Source organism: Pseudomonas sp. SMV7 (assembly GCF_052041995.1).
In the GTDB taxonomy this organism is placed as follows: Bacteria; Pseudomonadota; Gammaproteobacteria; order Pseudomonadales; family Pseudomonadaceae; genus Aquipseudomonas.
In genome coordinates, this window is the sequence record NZ_JBKGGT010000013.1 from 109,953 (window position 1) to 126,135 (window position 16,183).

Consider the following 16,183-nt stretch of genomic DNA (forward strand, 5'->3'; position numbering starts at 1 on the left):
GGTAACGGCAGATGCAACATCTTGATGTGACGGTCCTGGAGCAGGCGCTGGCCTGGGCAGACGAAGGACAAAGCGTGTGGCTATGCACGGTCCTTTCCACCTTCGGTTCGGCACCGCGCTCGCCTGGCGCAATGCTGGTGGCCATCCAGTCCGGTGCGCACAGCGGCTCGCTGTCCGGCGGCTGCGTCGAGGAGGCATTTCTCGAAGCGCTCAGCCGTGGCGAGCATGCGGCACCGGCGCAGGTCATCTGCTACGGCGCCAGTGCCGAGGAGCGCAGTCGCCTGCAACTGCCGTGTGGCGGTAGCCTGGACGTACTGGTCGAGCACCGGCGCCCGAGCGCCGAGTGGCGGGCCCACCTGCGCCACTTGCTCGGCGCTCTGCGCGGTCAACGCCGGCTGACCCGGGTAATCGACCTGGAAGGCGGCCTGTTCAGCACCCGCAGCCACACCGACGGCAGCGACACCGTGGTGCGCAGCGGAAGCCGCCTGGAGGTTGCCCTGGGCCCTGCCCTGCGCTTGCTGCTGGCAGGCCTGTCACCGGTTGCCGAGGCCTGCGCACAGTTCGCCCGGGCCTTGGGATTCGAAGTGATCGCTTGCGATCCGCGAGAAGAAGTGGCCGCGCTGTCGCTCGAAGGCGTGACGGTGATTCCGTTACTGCCCTCGATCTACATCGCCAACGGCGGTTGCCACGAAGCGACGGCGGTGGTGGCGCTGACCCATGACCCGAAAATCGATGACCTCGCATTGATGGAGGCCGTGCACACGCCTGCCTTCTACATCGGCGCCATGGGCTCGAAACGGACCTCGGAAAAACGCGCCGAGCGATTGCGCCGGATCGGCGGCTTGTCGCCTGCGGATGTCGACCGCCTGCACATGCCCATCGGCCTGGATATCGGCTCCAGGACCCCCGCCGAAATTGCATTGTCGGTGATGGCTGATGTGCTGCGGGTGTATCGAGGTAAAGCGCGAACGGCGCTTTGAAGGTTCCCGGGTTTTGCGAGTTGCGCAATGCACTTGCCCCGGTTGTGCTGATTATCAGCCTGGCCGCCGGACATTAACCTGACGCCAGCAAACAGCCGCACTGTCGCCGCGCTTGCCAACCGCATTCAAACCACTTGCAAAGGAACTGAGTAATGGCCCGTCATCTGTTCAATCCCATTCGCGTGGGCGCCTTGCAACTGCCGCACCGTATCGCCATGGCGCCACTGACCCGCTCCCGTGCAGGCCAACCCGGCGACCTCCCGACGGCAATGGCGGCGCAATATTATGCCCAGCGCGCCAGCGCAGCGTTGATCATCACCGAAGCCACGCAAATCTCCCGGCAGGGGCAAGGTTATGCCTGGACACCCGGCATCTACACGGCTGAACAGATCGCAGCCTGGCAGCAGGTGAGTGCCAAGGTGCACGCACAGGGCGGGCGCATCTTCATGCAGCTGTGGCACGTCGGGCGCGTTTCGCACCCCAGTTTCCAGCCCGATAATGGCCTGCCCGTTGCACCGAGTGCGATCGCCGCGCCCGGCAAGACGTTCATCGTCGACCCCGACGGCAATGGTGTCTGGGGTGATGTACCGGTCCCGCGCGCCCTGGAAGTCGAAGAGATCGCGGCGATCATCGATGACTACCGTAACGCTGCGCTCAATGCCATGGCGGCAGGCATGGATGGCGTCGAGATCCACGCTGGCAACGGCTACCTGCTCGACCAGTTCATCAACAGCAACAGCAACCGGCGCAGCGACCCTTACGGCGGCTCGTACCAGAACCGGGCGCGCCTGCTGCTGGCGGTGGTCCAGGCCGTGGCGCAAGAGATCGGCGCGGATCGCGTCGGTGTGCGCCTCACCCCGATGGGGCGGTTCATGGGCATGGGCGACGACACCCCTTTCGAAACCTTCAGCTACATCGTCAAGTCGCTGAACCGCTACAGCCTGGCCTACCTGCACCTGGTCGAGCCCGCGGTCGTCGGCACCGTCAAGGACGAAAACTTCGACCCGCGCTGGGACGAGATCATCTTGCAGCTGCGTGATGCCTGGGAAGGTGTCCTGGTGCTCGCAGGCGGGTATGACGCCGCCTCTGCCGAACGAGCGATTGCCGAAGGCCGTGCCGACGTGGTGGCTTTCGGCCGGCCGTTCCTGGCCAACCCGGACTTGCCACGCCGCATCCGCGACGGCCTGGAACTCAACCTGGCCGACCCTGCAACCTTCTTTGGTGGCGACGAACGAGGCTACATCGACTATCCAGTCCACCCCTGACAGGGCCGTGCCGACTGGATAGCCCAGCCAGTCGGCACGGCGCTACGCAGGTTTCAGGCGCATGGCTGCTGGCTGCGCGCGTCAAGATGGCCGTAACCGGCAGCGCGGGTGAAATCGGCAAGATGCCAGAGGTTGCCGTTGGCGCCCCAGGTGCCATCGGCGACGTCGACCAGCTGTATCGACGTCATCAGCCTGCGCCCGTCATCCTGCCCCACGCAGTGTTCGATGGCCTGGTGCAGACCCTGCACGTAATCCTTGCGCATCTGTGCATCGAGGACCCCGGCCGGCACCTTCACCGTGACGATGCAGGGAATGGCCTGGGCGTGCAGGTTCACCCCGCCACACAGCCAGTCAGCGCCACGCACCTCCTCGATGAGCACCCAGCACAGGCTGCGCTGCGGTAGCGCGCTACCCATGTGTTCGTGGGCGATGGCGGCCTCGCTGACGCGCTTGAGCAGCAGTTCGCGTTGCGCTTCGTTGAAAGCCCCGGCAGGGACCTTGATCAGGATGTTGGGCATGGCGGAAACCTTGATGATGAATGGAAGCGCCATTAGGCCCGTCAGCCGTTGCGTGCAGAAGTGTCGGATCCGTCCCGTTTCGCGCATAATCCGCCAATGTACGATTTCACCATCCTGGTCACCCCGGGGGCATTCGCGACGAGCGTGGCCGCCACCCTGGACATCCTCGCCAGCGCAGCCACCGTCAGCGAGCGACTCGGCCTGGCCGCACCACGCTGGCGGGTTTGCGGCCCGCAACCGGGGCCGGTAGCGCTGGGCCATGGCCTGCAACTGCCGGTGCAACCACTCGAAACGAGCGCCGAGGACCACTCCTGCTGGGTCATACCGGGCATCGGCGTCAGCGACATCGCACTCCTCGAGCAGCGCCTCGCCGAGCCATGGGCAGCACCCTGCCGCGCTGCGCTGCGCAGTCATGTCGCCAACGGCAGAGAAGTTGCGGCGTCCTGTTCGGCGGTGTTTCTGCTGCAGGCAGCCGGGCTGCTGGACGGCCGGCGGGTGACTACCTCCTGGTGGCTGGCTACGCATCTGCAGCAACTGGCACCCGGTTGCCGCGTGGAGCCGGACTTCATGGTCCTGGCCGACCACCCCGTGACCACGGCAGGTGCCGCCTTCGCGCAAACCGACCTGATGCTGCACCTGCTCCGGCGGCGCCTGTCACCTGCAATCGCCGACGCGGTGGGCAAGGCGCTGCTGCTCGACCGCCGGCAATTGCAGGCGCCTTTCGTCATTCCTGCCGTGCTGGCGCAAGGCAATGCGCTGGTCTCGCGCCTGACTGCCGAGATCGAGAAGTCACTGCCGGAACCGGCCAGCGTCAAGGCCCTGGCGGCAAGCGTCGGCATGTCCGAGCGGACCCTGTCGCGGCATGTGCACAAGGCAACGGGGCACTCTACCCGGCAGCTGATCCAGCGGGTGCAGTTGCACAAGGCCCGGGCGCTGCTCGAGTCTGGCGAATACTCCGTCGAAGCGGTCTCGGCGCAGGTCGGCTACCAGGACGCCACGGCGCTGCGGCGGCTGATGCGACGTTTGCTCAACGCCACCCCGCGACAATTGCGCCAGCGCTGAGCAGGCATGGCGGTGGACGCCAATGAGCGGCAGCAGAGAATACTCATAAGCGCACGGTAGCTTTGGTATGATCCCGGCGCGATTTGCAGGTACAGTCTGCAAAGGATTCCAAGCTGATGAACAGGGCCGCGCTATGTCCTTGCGTTCTGCGCCGCCGGCTCATTTTTTAGGTGAAAGCTGAAGTTTGATGCGAAAACTCCTGGCAAGCACCCTGGCGTTGGTTATAGCCGCCGCACTCTGTGGCTACGGTTTCTGGACCCAGCAGCGCCCGGAAGGCCATTACCTGTCCGACCTGCGCATCGAACTGGCGCTGAACCATGGCGTGCCCGGCGAACATGGCAACCTGCTCGGCGTCGAGCCGTTGCTGTACCCCGGCGACTATCAGAACCTGCAACGCCTGCACCGCAAGCTCGCGGCCTACCTGGAACAGGCCCGGGCCCAGGGCCTGGTCGGCCCGCGCACGGTGGTGGTACTGCCCGAGCACATCGGTACCTGGCTGTGGGCGCGCGGCGAAAAGAACGAGCTGTACCAGGTCACCCAAAGTCGTGAAGCCCTGCAATGGCTGGAGCTGAGCAACCCGCTGCGCTATGGCCTGGCCATGCTCGGTGCTGACGGTGACGACCGCCGCGCCGATGCCCATTTGCGCATGAAAGCCGAACAGATGGCCACGGACTACCAGCAGCTGTTCGGCGGCCTGGCCAAGGAATTCAACGTGACCCTGGTGGCCGGCTCGATCGTACTGCCCGCCCCCTATGTGAAACACGGCGTGCTGCATGCCGGCAACGGCCCGCTGTTCAACAGCAGCATGGTGTTCGCCAGCGACGGCTCGCTGCTCGGCCAGCCACAGCGTCAACAGTTCCCCGACAGCGAAATGCGCCGCTATGTCCACGATGGCCGCCAGCAGCCTTTGCAGGTCGTGCAGACCCCTGCCGGACGCCTGGGAGTACTGGTGGGCAGCGATAGCTGGTACCCGGAAAACCACCAGCAACTGGCCCGCCAGGCCGTAGAACTGATCGCCAACCCGGTATTCCTCAGCGGCAAGAACAGCTGGCAGGCACCCTGGCGTGGCAACCGTCATCAGGCTGCCAGCGCCAGGCTGCCCTTGCAGCGCGGCGAAGTCAGCGAACAGGCCGCCTGGCAGCGCCTGACCGAGGCCGCCGGGGCCGGCGTCAGCAGCATGAGCGTGTTCATGCGCGGGCAGTTCTGGGAACAGGGCAGCGACGGCCAGGGCTTTGCCCGCCAGGCCGGTGAACTGCTGGCGGGAACGCCCAGCCCTGGCGCCCGCCTGCTGAACCTGTGGTTGTAGGCCGATGGCCCGCCCCCGTGTGCGCCTGGGCGACCTTTCGGTCGGTTTCGTCCAGCCGCTGAGCGAGGCCCTGCGCGAGCTTGGCCACGACCCTGAGCCGCTGTTACAGCGCTATGGCCTGGGCGCGGTACGCCTGGGCGAGGCCAATGCACGTTTGTCGATACCGCGCTACATGCACCTGGGGCATGCCGCCATCGAACTGTGCGGCGAGGCGGCGCTGGGCCTGCACATGGGGCGCCTGAGCCGTCTGGCGCAGGCCGGGCTGGCCGGGGTCACCGCGGCCCAGGCGCCCAGCGTGGGCGAGGCGGCGCGCACCCTGCTGCGCTTCGAGCCGCTGTATGCGGCCAACTACCGTGGCCATTGCAGCTTCCATGAGGACGCCCACGGCGCCTGGCTGCGCTTCTACTCGATCAGCCCCTACAACGCCTACAACCGCTTCGTCGTCGATTCCCTGCTCGCGGGCTGGCTGGCCCAGTTGAGCGACCTTGCCGGCACACCGGTGCAGGCCGAGCGCCTGGAAATCGAGTTTGCCGCCCCCGCCTACGCCGAACGTTACCAGCCATTGTGCAGCGCACCCGTGCAATTTGCCGCAGAAAGCAATCAATTGCGCCTGAGCCGCGCCACGCTGCAGCTGGCCAACCCGCGGCATTGCCCAAGCACCTGGCAGCATCTGCTGCAGCTGTGCGAGGCGGAGATGCTGCAACGCACCCGCGTACGCAGCCTGGGTGAGCGCATCACCCACCTGCTGGGCCCGTTGCTCAATGGCGGTCGCGAACCGGACCTGGAAGAAGTAGCGCTGCACCTGCAGCTGCCGACTTGGACCTTGCGCCGCAAGCTGGCCGAGGAAGGCACGCGTTTTCGTGACCTGCTCAACGAAACACGGCGCGACCTGGCCGAGACCTACATCCGCGATACGGCACTGGCCTTTGGCGAGATCGCCTATCTGTTGGGGTTTGCATCGGCCGAGGCCTTCCAGCGCGCGTTCAAGCGCTGGACGGGCCTTACACCGGGCGAGTTCCGCCGCAGCCAGCGGCGGGTGGGCTAGAGCTCGGTGGCGTCGTCGGCTGGTTCCGGAGTGTCCAGTTCATAAGCCTGGTATTCGAGAAGTTCTTCCTGGTATTCATCCATAACCCTGCGTCCTCTTGCTCATTTTCTCTTGATGGCGGTTGCCTTCACCCTAGGCAGGTGAGATGAAGGAACGATGACAAGCTTAGGAAAGATACAACAAAGCTGTAAGGTAATCCCCCCAACTGTGTCAGCCTGATGGATTTCTAGCCGAGAAGCATGTCGTCACCCAGACAGCGCATCGGACCACCGACAACCAAGCCTGGTTCGGCTCCACCGAGATGCGCTTCCGTGGGTTGTTCAAGTGTGGCGCGCAAGCAAGACGCTAATGCCCCGTCGGGCCTACCATTGGACCAGCCATGACAAGCGAGCTCCAGTAAAAGCCGGGGCTTCCTTGCTCCCATCCAAAAGCAAAGCTTCAACCAAGCTTGCGACCTAGCGCCTTGAAGAACAACGCCGATTGAAGTCGCTCACCGTCAGCCTGAAGTGCAACTTTCGCAGCTATATCATTACTGACACCCGCTAGTGCAAGGCCCGTAGAGCGCGCCAACACCTCGGCGCCGCACGCTCTTTCTAAAAAATACAAATCGTCATAGGCATAATCAATTCTATCATTACACACTACCACGCCATGATTTCTCAGAAATACGATATCAGCCCCGCCCATGGCAATTGCAATGCGCTCCCCCTCGGAGTGATCCAGCGCAAAGCCGTTGTATTGTTTATCTACAACCACGCGATTATGAAACCTCATCGCATTTTGCGAAAGCTGGGTATCCAGGCAGCCATGTTCGGTCAGAGCAAGTGCAGTCGCATAGGGCATATGTGTATGAAGCACACAGGACTTTTTCGCAATTCGATGAATGGCTGCATGAATAAACATCGCCGTGGGCTCAACCTCATGACGTCCAGCAATTCGATTTCCGTCGCTGTCGACGATGACGATGTCATCGGCTTGGATCTCTTCCCACAGCAAGCCCCGTGGATTCAACAAGAACAGATCGGGCTGTTGTGGCAGCGCGATACTGAAATGATTGCAGACCCCTTCACCAAAGCCATGATAGGCGGCCGCACGTAAAGCCAGCGCTAGACTTTCTCTCAGTTCAACGACACTGCTTTCCGAAAAAATCTCTGCCCCAGGATTCAATTCTGCCTTCATGAAAACCTCCCTTCCTCACAACTTATGTGTGCCTGATCATTGGCGGCTATTTGATTTATTGCTGTAGCTGGGTTCGACAGCAACAACGGATAATCGGTTGTTCGCCGCGCGGGCCAAATAGTAGACGGCCAATGCAATGATAGCGATGCCACATTGGCCAAGGCTGATCCGGAGCACCGGGTCGAACGCCATGCTTGCCAGGACGGCTACAATCGCTGCGATCACCAACAGCGGTACCCACGGATGTCCCCAAACTGCAAATTTCAGAGAGCCCTGCGAGACCCAGTTACTGCGTAATCTGAGCTGAGACAGACAAATCATCAGATAAACAAAGAGAAACACTGTTCCGGATGAGTTGATGAGGAACTGAAAGACAGTGTCGGGCCAGAGCGCGGCTATGACCACGCAGCCATATCCCACGAGTGTGGAGGCAATGACACCACGGACCGGAACGCCTTTATGATTAAGCCGGGCCATTGAACGCGGGGCGTCATCGTTGGATGCCAGGATGAACAAGACCCGCGATGCAGTGTAGATACCGGCATTTAATACAGAGAGCACCGCCACCAGAATTACCGCGGTTAGAATGGTGCCGGCAGCAGGAATGCCAATATGTTCAAGCGTGGTTACGAAGGGAGACTTGCCAGGAATGATGTTGCTCCAAGGCTGCGCGACAACGATAAGGAATATCGCCAGGACATAGAAAATCATGATACGCATGATGACGGTGTTGGCGACTTTGCGAATGCTGCGTGCGGGGTCCCCCGACTCGGCGGCAGCAAGCGTAGCAACCTCCATTCCAGTCATGGAGAAAATCACTACTACCACACCCGCGAACAATGATCCGACGCCGTATGGCAGGAAACCGCCATGTGCTGTCAGATTACCGAAGTTGGCCGTAGCGGTTGAGTCATTATCCAACATGAAAAAGACGACGACCCCGACGAACACCAGGATTGCCACAACCTTGACGCCGGCAAACCAGTACTCAGCCTCCCCGAAGGAGTGGACAGACATCAAATTGAGCAGGGTCATGCTCATCATGAGCCCCAAAGCTATCGTCCATACGGGTATATCAGGTAGCCAGCCGTTAATGATTTGCGCCCCCGCCACGGCCTCGAAACCCACGACAATGACCCAGAAATACCAATATAGCCATCCGGTCATGTAACCCGCCGGACGGCCGAAGGCCAAGCGGGCATATTCAATAAAAGAGCCTGTCACGGGATGCGCTGCCGCCATTTCACCGAGCATCCGCATTACCAACGCCACGATAACGCCTGTCAACGCATAGGTAATGAAGGCACCAGGACCGGTGGAAGCGATTACCGTACTCGATCCAACAAATAGTCCAGCACCCAGTGCACTTCCAAGCGCTAGCATGCTGACATGTCTTGTTTTCAGCGCTACCTTGAGCGCTGAGGGCTTGCTTTCATTCGGCATGGTCGTCTTCTCCATTATTGTTTTTTAGCGGAGTCAATATCACTGGAACACTTATGAGGGAAATGCCACTGGCAGGCGTGTTATTGCAGACCTGGACTTAATGACTTAAAGCCGTATCTGCGCCTGCCTTGGCAATAGGCACTGCATGTCGTGGAGATATAGGGCGTTGTTGTCGTTACAACCCATGACTTGAGTTGCAGCTAATCATGAGGCGCCGGGAGGAGCGCTCACCTGTCGGCAGCCTGAAGCACCCCTCCCCTTCTCCCTAGGAGCGCGCCCAACCAAGTTGCTCAAACAGGCTGCAAACCGGATCCAGCGTCGGGAAAACGGCGTCAGGCTTGTAATCCGCAAGGGGCATGCGTTTCGTGCCTCGGTCGATCCAGATGCAGCGGAAGCCCATATCCCGCGCAGCTACCAGATCGAGATGGGGACTTGCGCAGATATGCAGGACTTGGGAGCGTTTCACACCAAGCTGCTCGTGAGCGAAATCGAAAAGGCGAGGGTCAGGCTTGTACGCTTGGGCTTGCTGAGCGGTGATGACCCTGTCAATCAGCCCGCCTAGCTGGGCGACATTGCCTGCAATGATGTCATCGTCGGTATTCGAGACGATGCACAACTTGAAGCCCTGCGCCTTCAACCAGTCGAGGGTAGGTACTACTTCTGCAAAAGGCGTCATGCGCCCGATCCGCTCGACGAATGCTTCGGCCTCACCTCCCTCGTAGCTGACCTCCAGCTCTCTCAGGGTGCTGCGCAGCGACTGCTCGGTTACCTGGCGAAAATTCATGAAGGACGGCTGCTGTTCGAGGCGGTGTTCGTATTCATCATAAACCCGCAGAAATTCCGCCTCACGGTGGATGATTCCTTTTTGCTGGAGGAGCGTACGGACGTAATCCAGCAGCCCTTCATCCCACTGAATCAAGGTGCCGTAGCAATCGAAAGTCAGCCATTGAGGCTTGGAAAAATCATGAAGAGACATGGAAATAGCACTCTGCGTTGTTGGTACGAGTTCATCATCCCCGCGCTGTGCCAAATTTGAAAATTGAATTATGATGAAAAAATAATTCGAAACGCAGATTAATCGCCATGATCGACCTGGACCTCTTGCAAACCTTCGTCTCTGTCGTCGATTCGGGAGGGTTCACTCGGGCAGGAGATCGAGTGAAGCGTACTCAATCGACCATCAGCCAGCAGATAAAGAAGCTCGAGGAGCAGGTCGGGCGGGCGCTACTCGTTCGCCAACGGGCATGCAGGTCGGTCCAGCTCACCGAGGATGGTGAGCGTCTGCTGGGTTACGCACGGCGATTGGTAGGACTTGCTCGGGAAGTCGGGGACATGATGAGTTGCGCTGACATTCGCGGCGTGGTCAGCCTCGGCATCCCTGAGGATTTCCCGATTGATCAGCTAATCAGGCTTATCACTGGCTTCAACCAGCGCTTTCCTGACATCAGGCTCGACATATCAAATGGATTAAGCAGCAGCCTGATCGCCCAGATGGAACGCCGCGAGCTAGACATGGCCGTGGTAAAGCGCAACAGCGGCGATGGAGAAGCGATTGCCATATGGCCAGAGCATTTAAGCTGGGTCGCCGGGCCTGACCTACCGTTGGATCAGGATACCGTTCCGCTTGTAGTGTATGCGCCGGGATGCTTGTACAGGGAACGTGCTATCCGCGCCCTTGAGCTCGCCGGCAGGCGATGGCGAATCGCGTTCGCATCGCCAAGCCTGACGAGCATTCAAGCCGCTATTTCCGCCAATCTCGGCCTAAGCCTGTTGCCTGGCAATGCGATACGTCCCGATCACCGGATTGTATCCACGGAGTTAGGCCTTGGCGTCCCGCCTTCGACAGAACTGGCACTTGTAGCGGCTAGCCGAATATTGACCAACGCTCAGAAACTCGTCGCTGATTTTCTCATCGAGCACGTGAATTGAACGGGCAGCTCTCGTCTGCCTTTATTTCTTCGGGCCGCTGCTGGCCGAGCTCTTTCGTTCCCGACCGTGCGCTTTCATAGAGCGGGCGAAGTGGCTTCGCCAGGCTGGGCCTGTTGCTGCACCTCAATCGGCGCAGCCTCGGCCGGCGGTGCCACCGGCTGCGAGCCCTGGCTGTCATCCACCGCTGGCGCCGCTACCGCCTCAGTGGCCGGCGCCATGGCTGCTGGCGCTGGCACAGCCTCAGTAACAGGCGCGGCTGCCGGGGCGGGCGCCACCGGGCTGGCCGCTGCCTGCTCCGGCAGCCCCAGGTCAGCCGCAGGCTTTTCGACCTTTGGCGCGGGCGCCTCGGCCTCGGCCTTGCTCGCCTGCTTCGGCTTGGGCTTGGGCAGATAGCTCTCCACCAGGGCGAAATAGCGATCATAGAACTGCGCCGCCGTCACCGTCTCGCTGGCCACCTTGACCATGGAATCGTCGCTGGAGCCGATCGGCATCGACACAGAACCCAGCACGCCAACGCCCAGGCTGGCCGAGGTGTTGGACTTCTTCAGGGCATAACGGTCCTGCAGGGCGTTGGCGAACATGGTCGAGCGCTGCTCGTCGCTCACATCCGGCGCACAGGTAACGTTGAAGCTGATCTGCAGGTGATTCTCGCTGTTCTGCTGGAAACTCTTGTTGCCCATCACCTGGTTGGCACCGCTGCTGGTGATGATATAGCCCTGGCTGAGCAAGGCACGCCGGGCGGCCTCGCAAGAGCCGGCATCGCTCACCGGGAAGCTGCGCGAGAAGGTGCCCGAGTCATCGAAATTCTCATGCTCGTAGACGGCGGCTTTTTTCGAGGAACAACCGGTCACGCCCGCCAGCACCAGGGCCAGCCCGAGCGCACCAAAGACGGTAGATCTGGTCATTGCGTATTCCGGGTAAGTCAGAAAGGTGCCTATTGTGCAACACAGCAGGCAGGCACAGGAACCGCTGATCGGTGAAGAGTCTGTCAGATTCGTGTAAATCTGGGCCAAGGCCGGCGACGGCCAGGCGCAGAAACAAAAAAAGCGACCCTGAGGTCGCTTTTTCGTGCTTCGAGGCGTTCAAGGGGCCTCGAGGCGAAGATGGCGCAGCGGACGGGACTCGAACCCGCGACCCCCGGCGTGACAGGCCGGTATTCTAACCGACTGAACTACCGCTGCGTATCATTCAGGCTTGCGCCCGATTGAAACCTGGGTCTACCCTTCCGGCTCGATGGCCTCAGGATAGGCACAAAAAAAGCGATGACTGGATCGCTTCTCTTGTGTTTGCTTCAAGGTGTTCAAGGGACCTTGAAACGAAGATGGCGCAGCGGACGGGACTCGAACCCGCGACCCCCGGCGTGACAGGCCGGTATTCTAACCGACTGAACTACCGCTGCGTATCGTTCAGGCTTGCGCCCGATTGAAACTGGGATCAGCCCAAGGCAGCTTGCCTTGCGACTTCAGACCGGTGCCAGGCACCCATCTGTTATTGAAAAATGGCGCAGCGGACGGGACTCGAACCCGCGACCCCCGGCGTGACAGGCCGGTATTCTAACCGACTGAACTACCGCTGCGCAGTGCGCTCCTCTCTGGCTATCGGCCTCTTGCAAAACCTTTAGCACCAGGAACTTCTCAGGAAGTGGTGGGTGATGACGGGATCGAACCGCCGACCCTCTGCTTGTAAGGCAGATGCTCTCCCGGCTGAGCTAATCACCCTCGCGATGTTGCTTGTTGCGTTTGCTTCGCTGAGGCCGCGAAATTTACGCAGGTGGTGAAGCTAAGTCAATAGCCCCGTTGGATTTTTTTCAAAAAAGGTCGGTTGGCTACACCGACCTCTTCGCGGGCTCGCCCGCTCCCACAGGATCTCCACCGATCCTGACCTATGTGAAATACCTGTGGGAGCGGGCGTGCCCGCGAAGAGGCCAGTACAAAATATGCAGAATGCTCAGGTGTAGATCATCTTGCGGGTCATGCCGCCATCGACCACGAACTCCTGGCCGGTAACGAATGCCGCCTGGCGTGACAACAGCCAGGCCACCATGGCCGCCACGTCTTCCACCGTCCCTACCCTGCCCGTCGGATGCTGGGCATGGTCGGCCTCGGTCAACGGTTCGGCCCGGCGCTGCGACGGGTCGCGGGCGTCGATCCAGCCCGGGCTCACCGCATTGACGCGGATCTCCGGGCCGAGGCTCATGGCCAGCGCATGGGTCAACGCCACCAGGCCGCCCTTGCTGGCTGCGTAGGCCTCGGTGTCAGGCTCGGACTGCCGCGCCCGGGTAGAGGTCAGGTTGACGATCGCCCCGTTGTGCGCGCGCAGGTACGGCGCACAGTGCTTGGCCAGCAGCATCGGGCCACTGAGGTTGACCGCCAGCACGCGGTTCCACTGCGCCAGGCTCAGGCTTTCCAGGGTATGGTTGTGCGGGTTGGCAATGGCCGCGTTGCACACCAACGCGTCCAGGCGGCCAAACTGCCCCAGCACCTCGGACACCCCGGCACTGACCTGGGCCTCGTCGGCAACATCCATGGTAATGAACCAGGCGTTGCCACCCAGGGCCTTGGCCACCTTGGCACCACGCTGGCGATCAAGATCACTGAGCACCACCTGCCAGCCTTCGCAGATCAGCCAGGCGGCAATGCCCAGGCCAATGCCGCGCGCGGCACCCGTGACCAGGGCAACCCGGCCGTTGTGGCCGGGCGCAGCGCCGCCGATCTCGATCACAGTGCCGCCAGCCCGCGCGCCAGGTCGGCCTGCAGGTCAGCGACGTCTTCCAGGCCCACGGCAACGCGGATCAGGCTGTCGCGAATCCCCGCAGCTTCACGCTCCTGCGGCGTCAGACGGCCGTGGGAAGTGGTGGCCGGGTGGGCGATGGTGGTCTTGCTGTCACCGAGGTTGGTGGTGATGGAGATCACCCGGGTGGCGTCGATGAAGCGCCAGGCGCCCTCTTTGCCGCCCTTGACCTCGAAGCTGACCACCGCACCGAAGCCGCTCATCTGGCGCTTGGCCAGCTCGTGCTGCGGGTGGCTCGGCAGGCCGGCGTAATGCACCTTCTCCACGCCCTCCTGCTGCTCCAGCCATTCGGCCAGCAGCTGGGCGCTTTCACAGTGCGCACGCATGCGCAGGCGCAGGGTTTCCAGGCCCTTGGTGAAGATCCAGGCATTGAATGGGCTGAGGGTCGGGCCTGCGGTACGCAGGAAACCGACCACTTCCTTCATCTGCTCGGCACGCCCGGCAACCACGCCGCCCATGCAGCGGCCCTGGCCGTCGATGAACTTGGTGGCCGAGTGGAACACGATGTCGGCACCCAGCTTCAGCGGTTGCTGCAGCGCCGGGGTGCTGAAGCAGTTGTCCACTACCAGCATGGCACCGTGGGCGTGGGCGATTTCGCTGAGGGCAGTGATATCGACCAACTCGGCCAGCGGGTTGGACGGCGACTCGACGATCAGCAGCTTGGTGTTGGCCTTGATGGCTTTTTCCCAGCCAGCCAGGTCGACCAGCGGCACGTAGTCCACCTGCACGCCAAAGCGCTTGAAATACTTCTCGAACAGGCTGATGGTCGAACCGAACACGCTTTGCGACACCAGCACATGGTCACCGGCGCTGCACAGCGACATCACCACGGCGAGGATCGCGGCCATGCCGGTGGACGTGCCCACGGCCTGTTCGGCGCCTTCCATGGCCGCCAGGCGCTCCTCGAAGGCGCGCACCGACGGGTTGGTGTAACGCGAATAGACGTTGCCCGGCGTTTCGCCGGCAAAGCGCGCGGCGGCGTCTGCAGCCGTGCGAAACACATAGCTGGAGGTCAGGAACAGCGCTTCGCTGTGCTCGGCCTCCGGTGTACGGTGCTGACCGGCGCGCACCGCCAGGGTGTCGAAACCGACACCCTCGAGGTCGCTGTCCAGCCGCCCGGCATCCCATTGATCCGTCATGCCGTCGCTCCCGAATCAGTTGTTGTACAGGTCGATGATCGCGCTGACTGCCTGGTTCTTGACCTTGGCCAGGTCATTGCGGGCTTGTTCGATGCGGTCGAGGTAGGCCTCGTCGATGTCGCCGGTGACATATTCACCGTTGAACACCGCGCAGTCGAAGTGCTCGATCTTGATCTTGCCGCCACCGACCGATTCGATCAGGTCCGGCAGGTCCTGGTAGACCAGCCAGTCGGCGCCGATCAACTCGGCCACCTGTTCGGTGGTGCGGTTGTGGGCGATCAGTTCGTGAGCGCTCGGCATATCGATGCCGTAGACGTTGGGGTAGCGCACCGCAGGGGCTGCGGAGCAGAAGTAGACGTTCTTGGCGCCGGCTTCGCGGGCCATCTGGATGATCTGCTTGCAGGTGGTGCCGCGCACGATCGAGTCGTCCACCAGCATCACGTTCTTGCCGCGGAATTCCAGCTCGATGGCGTTGAGCTTCTGGCGTACCGATTTCTTGCGCGCGGCCTGGCCGGGCATGATGAAGGTACGGCCGATGTAGCGGTTCTTGACGAAGCCTTCGCGGAACTTCACGCCCAGGTGGTTGGCCAGCTCCAGGGCCGCGGTGCGGCTGGTGTCCGGGATCGGGATGACCACGTCGATGTCGTGGTCCGGGCGCTCGCGCTGGATCTTCTCGGCCAGCTTCTCACCCATGCGCAGGCGCGCCTTGTACACCGACACGCCGTCCATGATCGAGTCCGGGCGGGCCAGGTAGACGTGCTCGAAGATGCACGGCTGCAGTTTCGGCGCGTCGGCGCACTGCTTGGTGTACAGCTGGCCTTCTTCGGTGATGTAGACCGCTTCGCCGGGTGCCAGGTCGCGGATCAGGGTGAAGCCGAGCACGTCCAGGGCCACGCTTTCCGAGGCGATCATGTATTCCACGCCTTCGTCGGTGTGACGCTGGCCGAACACCACCGGGCGGATGCCATTGGGGTCGCGGAAACCGACGATACCGTAGCCGGTGATCATCGCCACCACGGCGTAACCGCCGACACAGCGGCTATGCACATGGGACACCGCGGCGAACACGTCTTCTTCGGTCGGCTGCAGCTTGCCGCGTACGGCCAGCTCATGGGCGAACACGTTCAGCAGCACTTCCGAGTCGGAGTTGGTATTGACGTGGCGCAGGTCGGACTCGTAGATCTCCTTGGCCAGCTGCTCGACATTGGTCAGGTTGCCGTTGTGTGCCAGGGTGATGCCATAAGGCGAGTTGACGTAGAACGGCTGGGCCTCGGCCGAGGTCGAGCTGCCCGCGGTCGGGTAGCGCACGTGGCCGATGCCGATGTTGCCGACCAGGCGCTGCATGTGGCGCTGCTGGAAGACATCGCGCACCAGGCCATTATCCTTGCGCAGGAACAACCGGCCGTCATGGCTGGTCACGATACCGGCAGCGTCCTGGCCGCGGTGCTGGAGGACCGTAAGCGCGTCATACAGCGCCTGATTGACGTTCGACTTACCGACGATACCGACGATGCCACACATGCGACG

General features: G+C 61.9%; 14 protein-coding genes and 4 tRNA genes. 6 read left to right on the forward strand and 12 right to left on the reverse strand.

Going from position 1 to position 16,183, the window contains the following annotated elements; genetic code table 11:
- Positions 1-11: 11 nt before the first annotated feature.
- Positions 12-980, forward strand: coding sequence for an XdhC family protein (locus ACLEJP_RS17075; protein WP_440808249.1), 969 nt, complete (start codon positions 12-14; stop codon positions 978-980).
- Between the two features lie 152 nt (positions 981-1,132).
- Positions 1,133-2,245, forward strand: coding sequence for an alkene reductase (locus ACLEJP_RS17080; protein WP_440808250.1), 1,113 nt, complete (start codon positions 1,133-1,135; stop codon positions 2,243-2,245).
- A 53-nt stretch (positions 2,246-2,298) separates the two neighbouring features.
- Here ACLEJP_RS17080 and ACLEJP_RS17085 read toward each other — a convergent pair whose 3' ends face one another.
- The gene (locus ACLEJP_RS17085; RefSeq protein ID WP_440808252.1) at positions 2,299-2,763 is read right to left on the reverse strand and encodes a tautomerase family protein; all 465 of its coding nucleotides are present in this window, start codon (positions 2,761-2,763) and stop codon (positions 2,299-2,301) included.
- Positions 2,764-2,859: 96 nt separating this feature from the next.
- Here ACLEJP_RS17085 and ACLEJP_RS17090 point away from each other — a divergent pair, with 96 nt between their 5' ends.
- The 3 genes from ACLEJP_RS17090 (at position 2,860) to ACLEJP_RS17100 (ending at position 6,176) form a co-directional block, all read left to right on the forward strand.
- Complete coding sequence (locus ACLEJP_RS17090) at positions 2,860-3,825, forward strand: GlxA family transcriptional regulator (protein WP_440808254.1); 966 nt, start codon at positions 2,860-2,862, stop codon at positions 3,823-3,825.
- A gap of 187 nt (positions 3,826-4,012) precedes the next feature.
- Positions 4,013-5,131: a carbon-nitrogen hydrolase family protein gene (locus ACLEJP_RS17095; protein WP_440808256.1), complete on the forward strand. Its 1,119-nt coding sequence runs from the start codon at positions 4,013-4,015 to the stop codon at positions 5,129-5,131.
- A gap of 4 nt (positions 5,132-5,135) precedes the next feature.
- Positions 5,136-6,176, forward strand: coding sequence for an AraC family transcriptional regulator (locus ACLEJP_RS17100; RefSeq protein ID WP_440808258.1), 1,041 nt, complete (start codon positions 5,136-5,138; stop codon positions 6,174-6,176).
- A 438-nt stretch (positions 6,177-6,614) separates the two neighbouring features.
- Here ACLEJP_RS17100 and ACLEJP_RS17105 read toward each other — a convergent pair whose 3' ends face one another.
- The 3 genes from ACLEJP_RS17105 to ACLEJP_RS17115 form a co-directional block, all read right to left on the reverse strand.
- Entirely contained in the window at positions 6,615-7,355 is a 741-nt protein-coding gene (locus ACLEJP_RS17105; protein WP_440808260.1) for an aldolase, read from the reverse strand.
- 36 nt (positions 7,356-7,391) lie between these two features.
- Positions 7,392-8,798, reverse strand: a complete 1,407-nt coding sequence (locus ACLEJP_RS17110) for an amino acid permease (protein WP_440808261.1) — start codon at positions 8,796-8,798, stop codon at positions 7,392-7,394.
- A 265-nt stretch (positions 8,799-9,063) separates the two neighbouring features.
- Positions 9,064-9,774 carry a haloacid dehalogenase type II gene (locus tag ACLEJP_RS17115; RefSeq protein ID WP_440808264.1) on the reverse strand — a complete coding sequence of 237 codons (711 nt, stop codon included), beginning with the start codon at positions 9,772-9,774 and terminating at the stop codon, positions 9,064-9,066.
- 107 nt (positions 9,775-9,881) lie between these two features.
- On the opposite strand from ACLEJP_RS17115, the gene ACLEJP_RS17120 reads away from it, so the two are divergent.
- Positions 9,882-10,727, forward strand: a complete 846-nt coding sequence (locus ACLEJP_RS17120; RefSeq protein WP_440808266.1) for a LysR family transcriptional regulator — start codon at positions 9,882-9,884, stop codon at positions 10,725-10,727.
- Positions 10,728-10,801: 74 nt separating this feature from the next.
- Here the strand turns inward: ACLEJP_RS17120 and ACLEJP_RS17125 are convergent, their stop codons facing one another.
- The 8 genes from ACLEJP_RS17125 to purF all read right to left on the reverse strand — a co-directional run bounded on the left by ACLEJP_RS17125 (position 10,802) and on the right by purF (position 16,177).
- Positions 10,802-11,632, reverse strand: coding sequence for a DUF2242 domain-containing protein (locus ACLEJP_RS17125; RefSeq protein ID WP_440808269.1), 831 nt, complete (start codon positions 11,630-11,632; stop codon positions 10,802-10,804).
- 199 nt (positions 11,633-11,831) lie between these two features.
- Positions 11,832-11,908: transfer RNA gene (locus tag ACLEJP_RS17130), tRNA-Asp, on the reverse strand.
- Positions 11,909-12,049: 141 nt separating this feature from the next.
- A tRNA-Asp gene (locus ACLEJP_RS17135) sits at positions 12,050-12,126 on the reverse strand.
- 100 nt (positions 12,127-12,226) lie between these two features.
- Positions 12,227-12,303, reverse strand: a tRNA-Asp gene (locus ACLEJP_RS17140).
- Between the two features lie 66 nt (positions 12,304-12,369).
- Positions 12,370-12,445, reverse strand: a tRNA-Val gene (locus ACLEJP_RS17145).
- A 229-nt stretch (positions 12,446-12,674) separates the two neighbouring features.
- Complete coding sequence (locus ACLEJP_RS17150) at positions 12,675-13,448, reverse strand: SDR family oxidoreductase (RefSeq protein ID WP_289131573.1); 774 nt, start codon at positions 13,446-13,448, stop codon at positions 12,675-12,677.
- On the reverse strand, positions 13,445-14,656 hold the full coding sequence (locus ACLEJP_RS17155) for an O-succinylhomoserine sulfhydrylase (protein WP_440808271.1): 1,212 nt from the start codon (positions 14,654-14,656) through the stop codon (positions 13,445-13,447). Before ACLEJP_RS17155 ends, ACLEJP_RS17150 begins: the two co-directional genes overlap by 4 nt.
- 15 nt (positions 14,657-14,671) lie before the next feature.
- Complete coding sequence (gene purF, locus ACLEJP_RS17160) at positions 14,672-16,177, reverse strand: amidophosphoribosyltransferase (RefSeq protein WP_170028951.1); 1,506 nt, start codon at positions 16,175-16,177, stop codon at positions 14,672-14,674.
- Positions 16,178-16,183 lie beyond the last annotated feature (6 nt).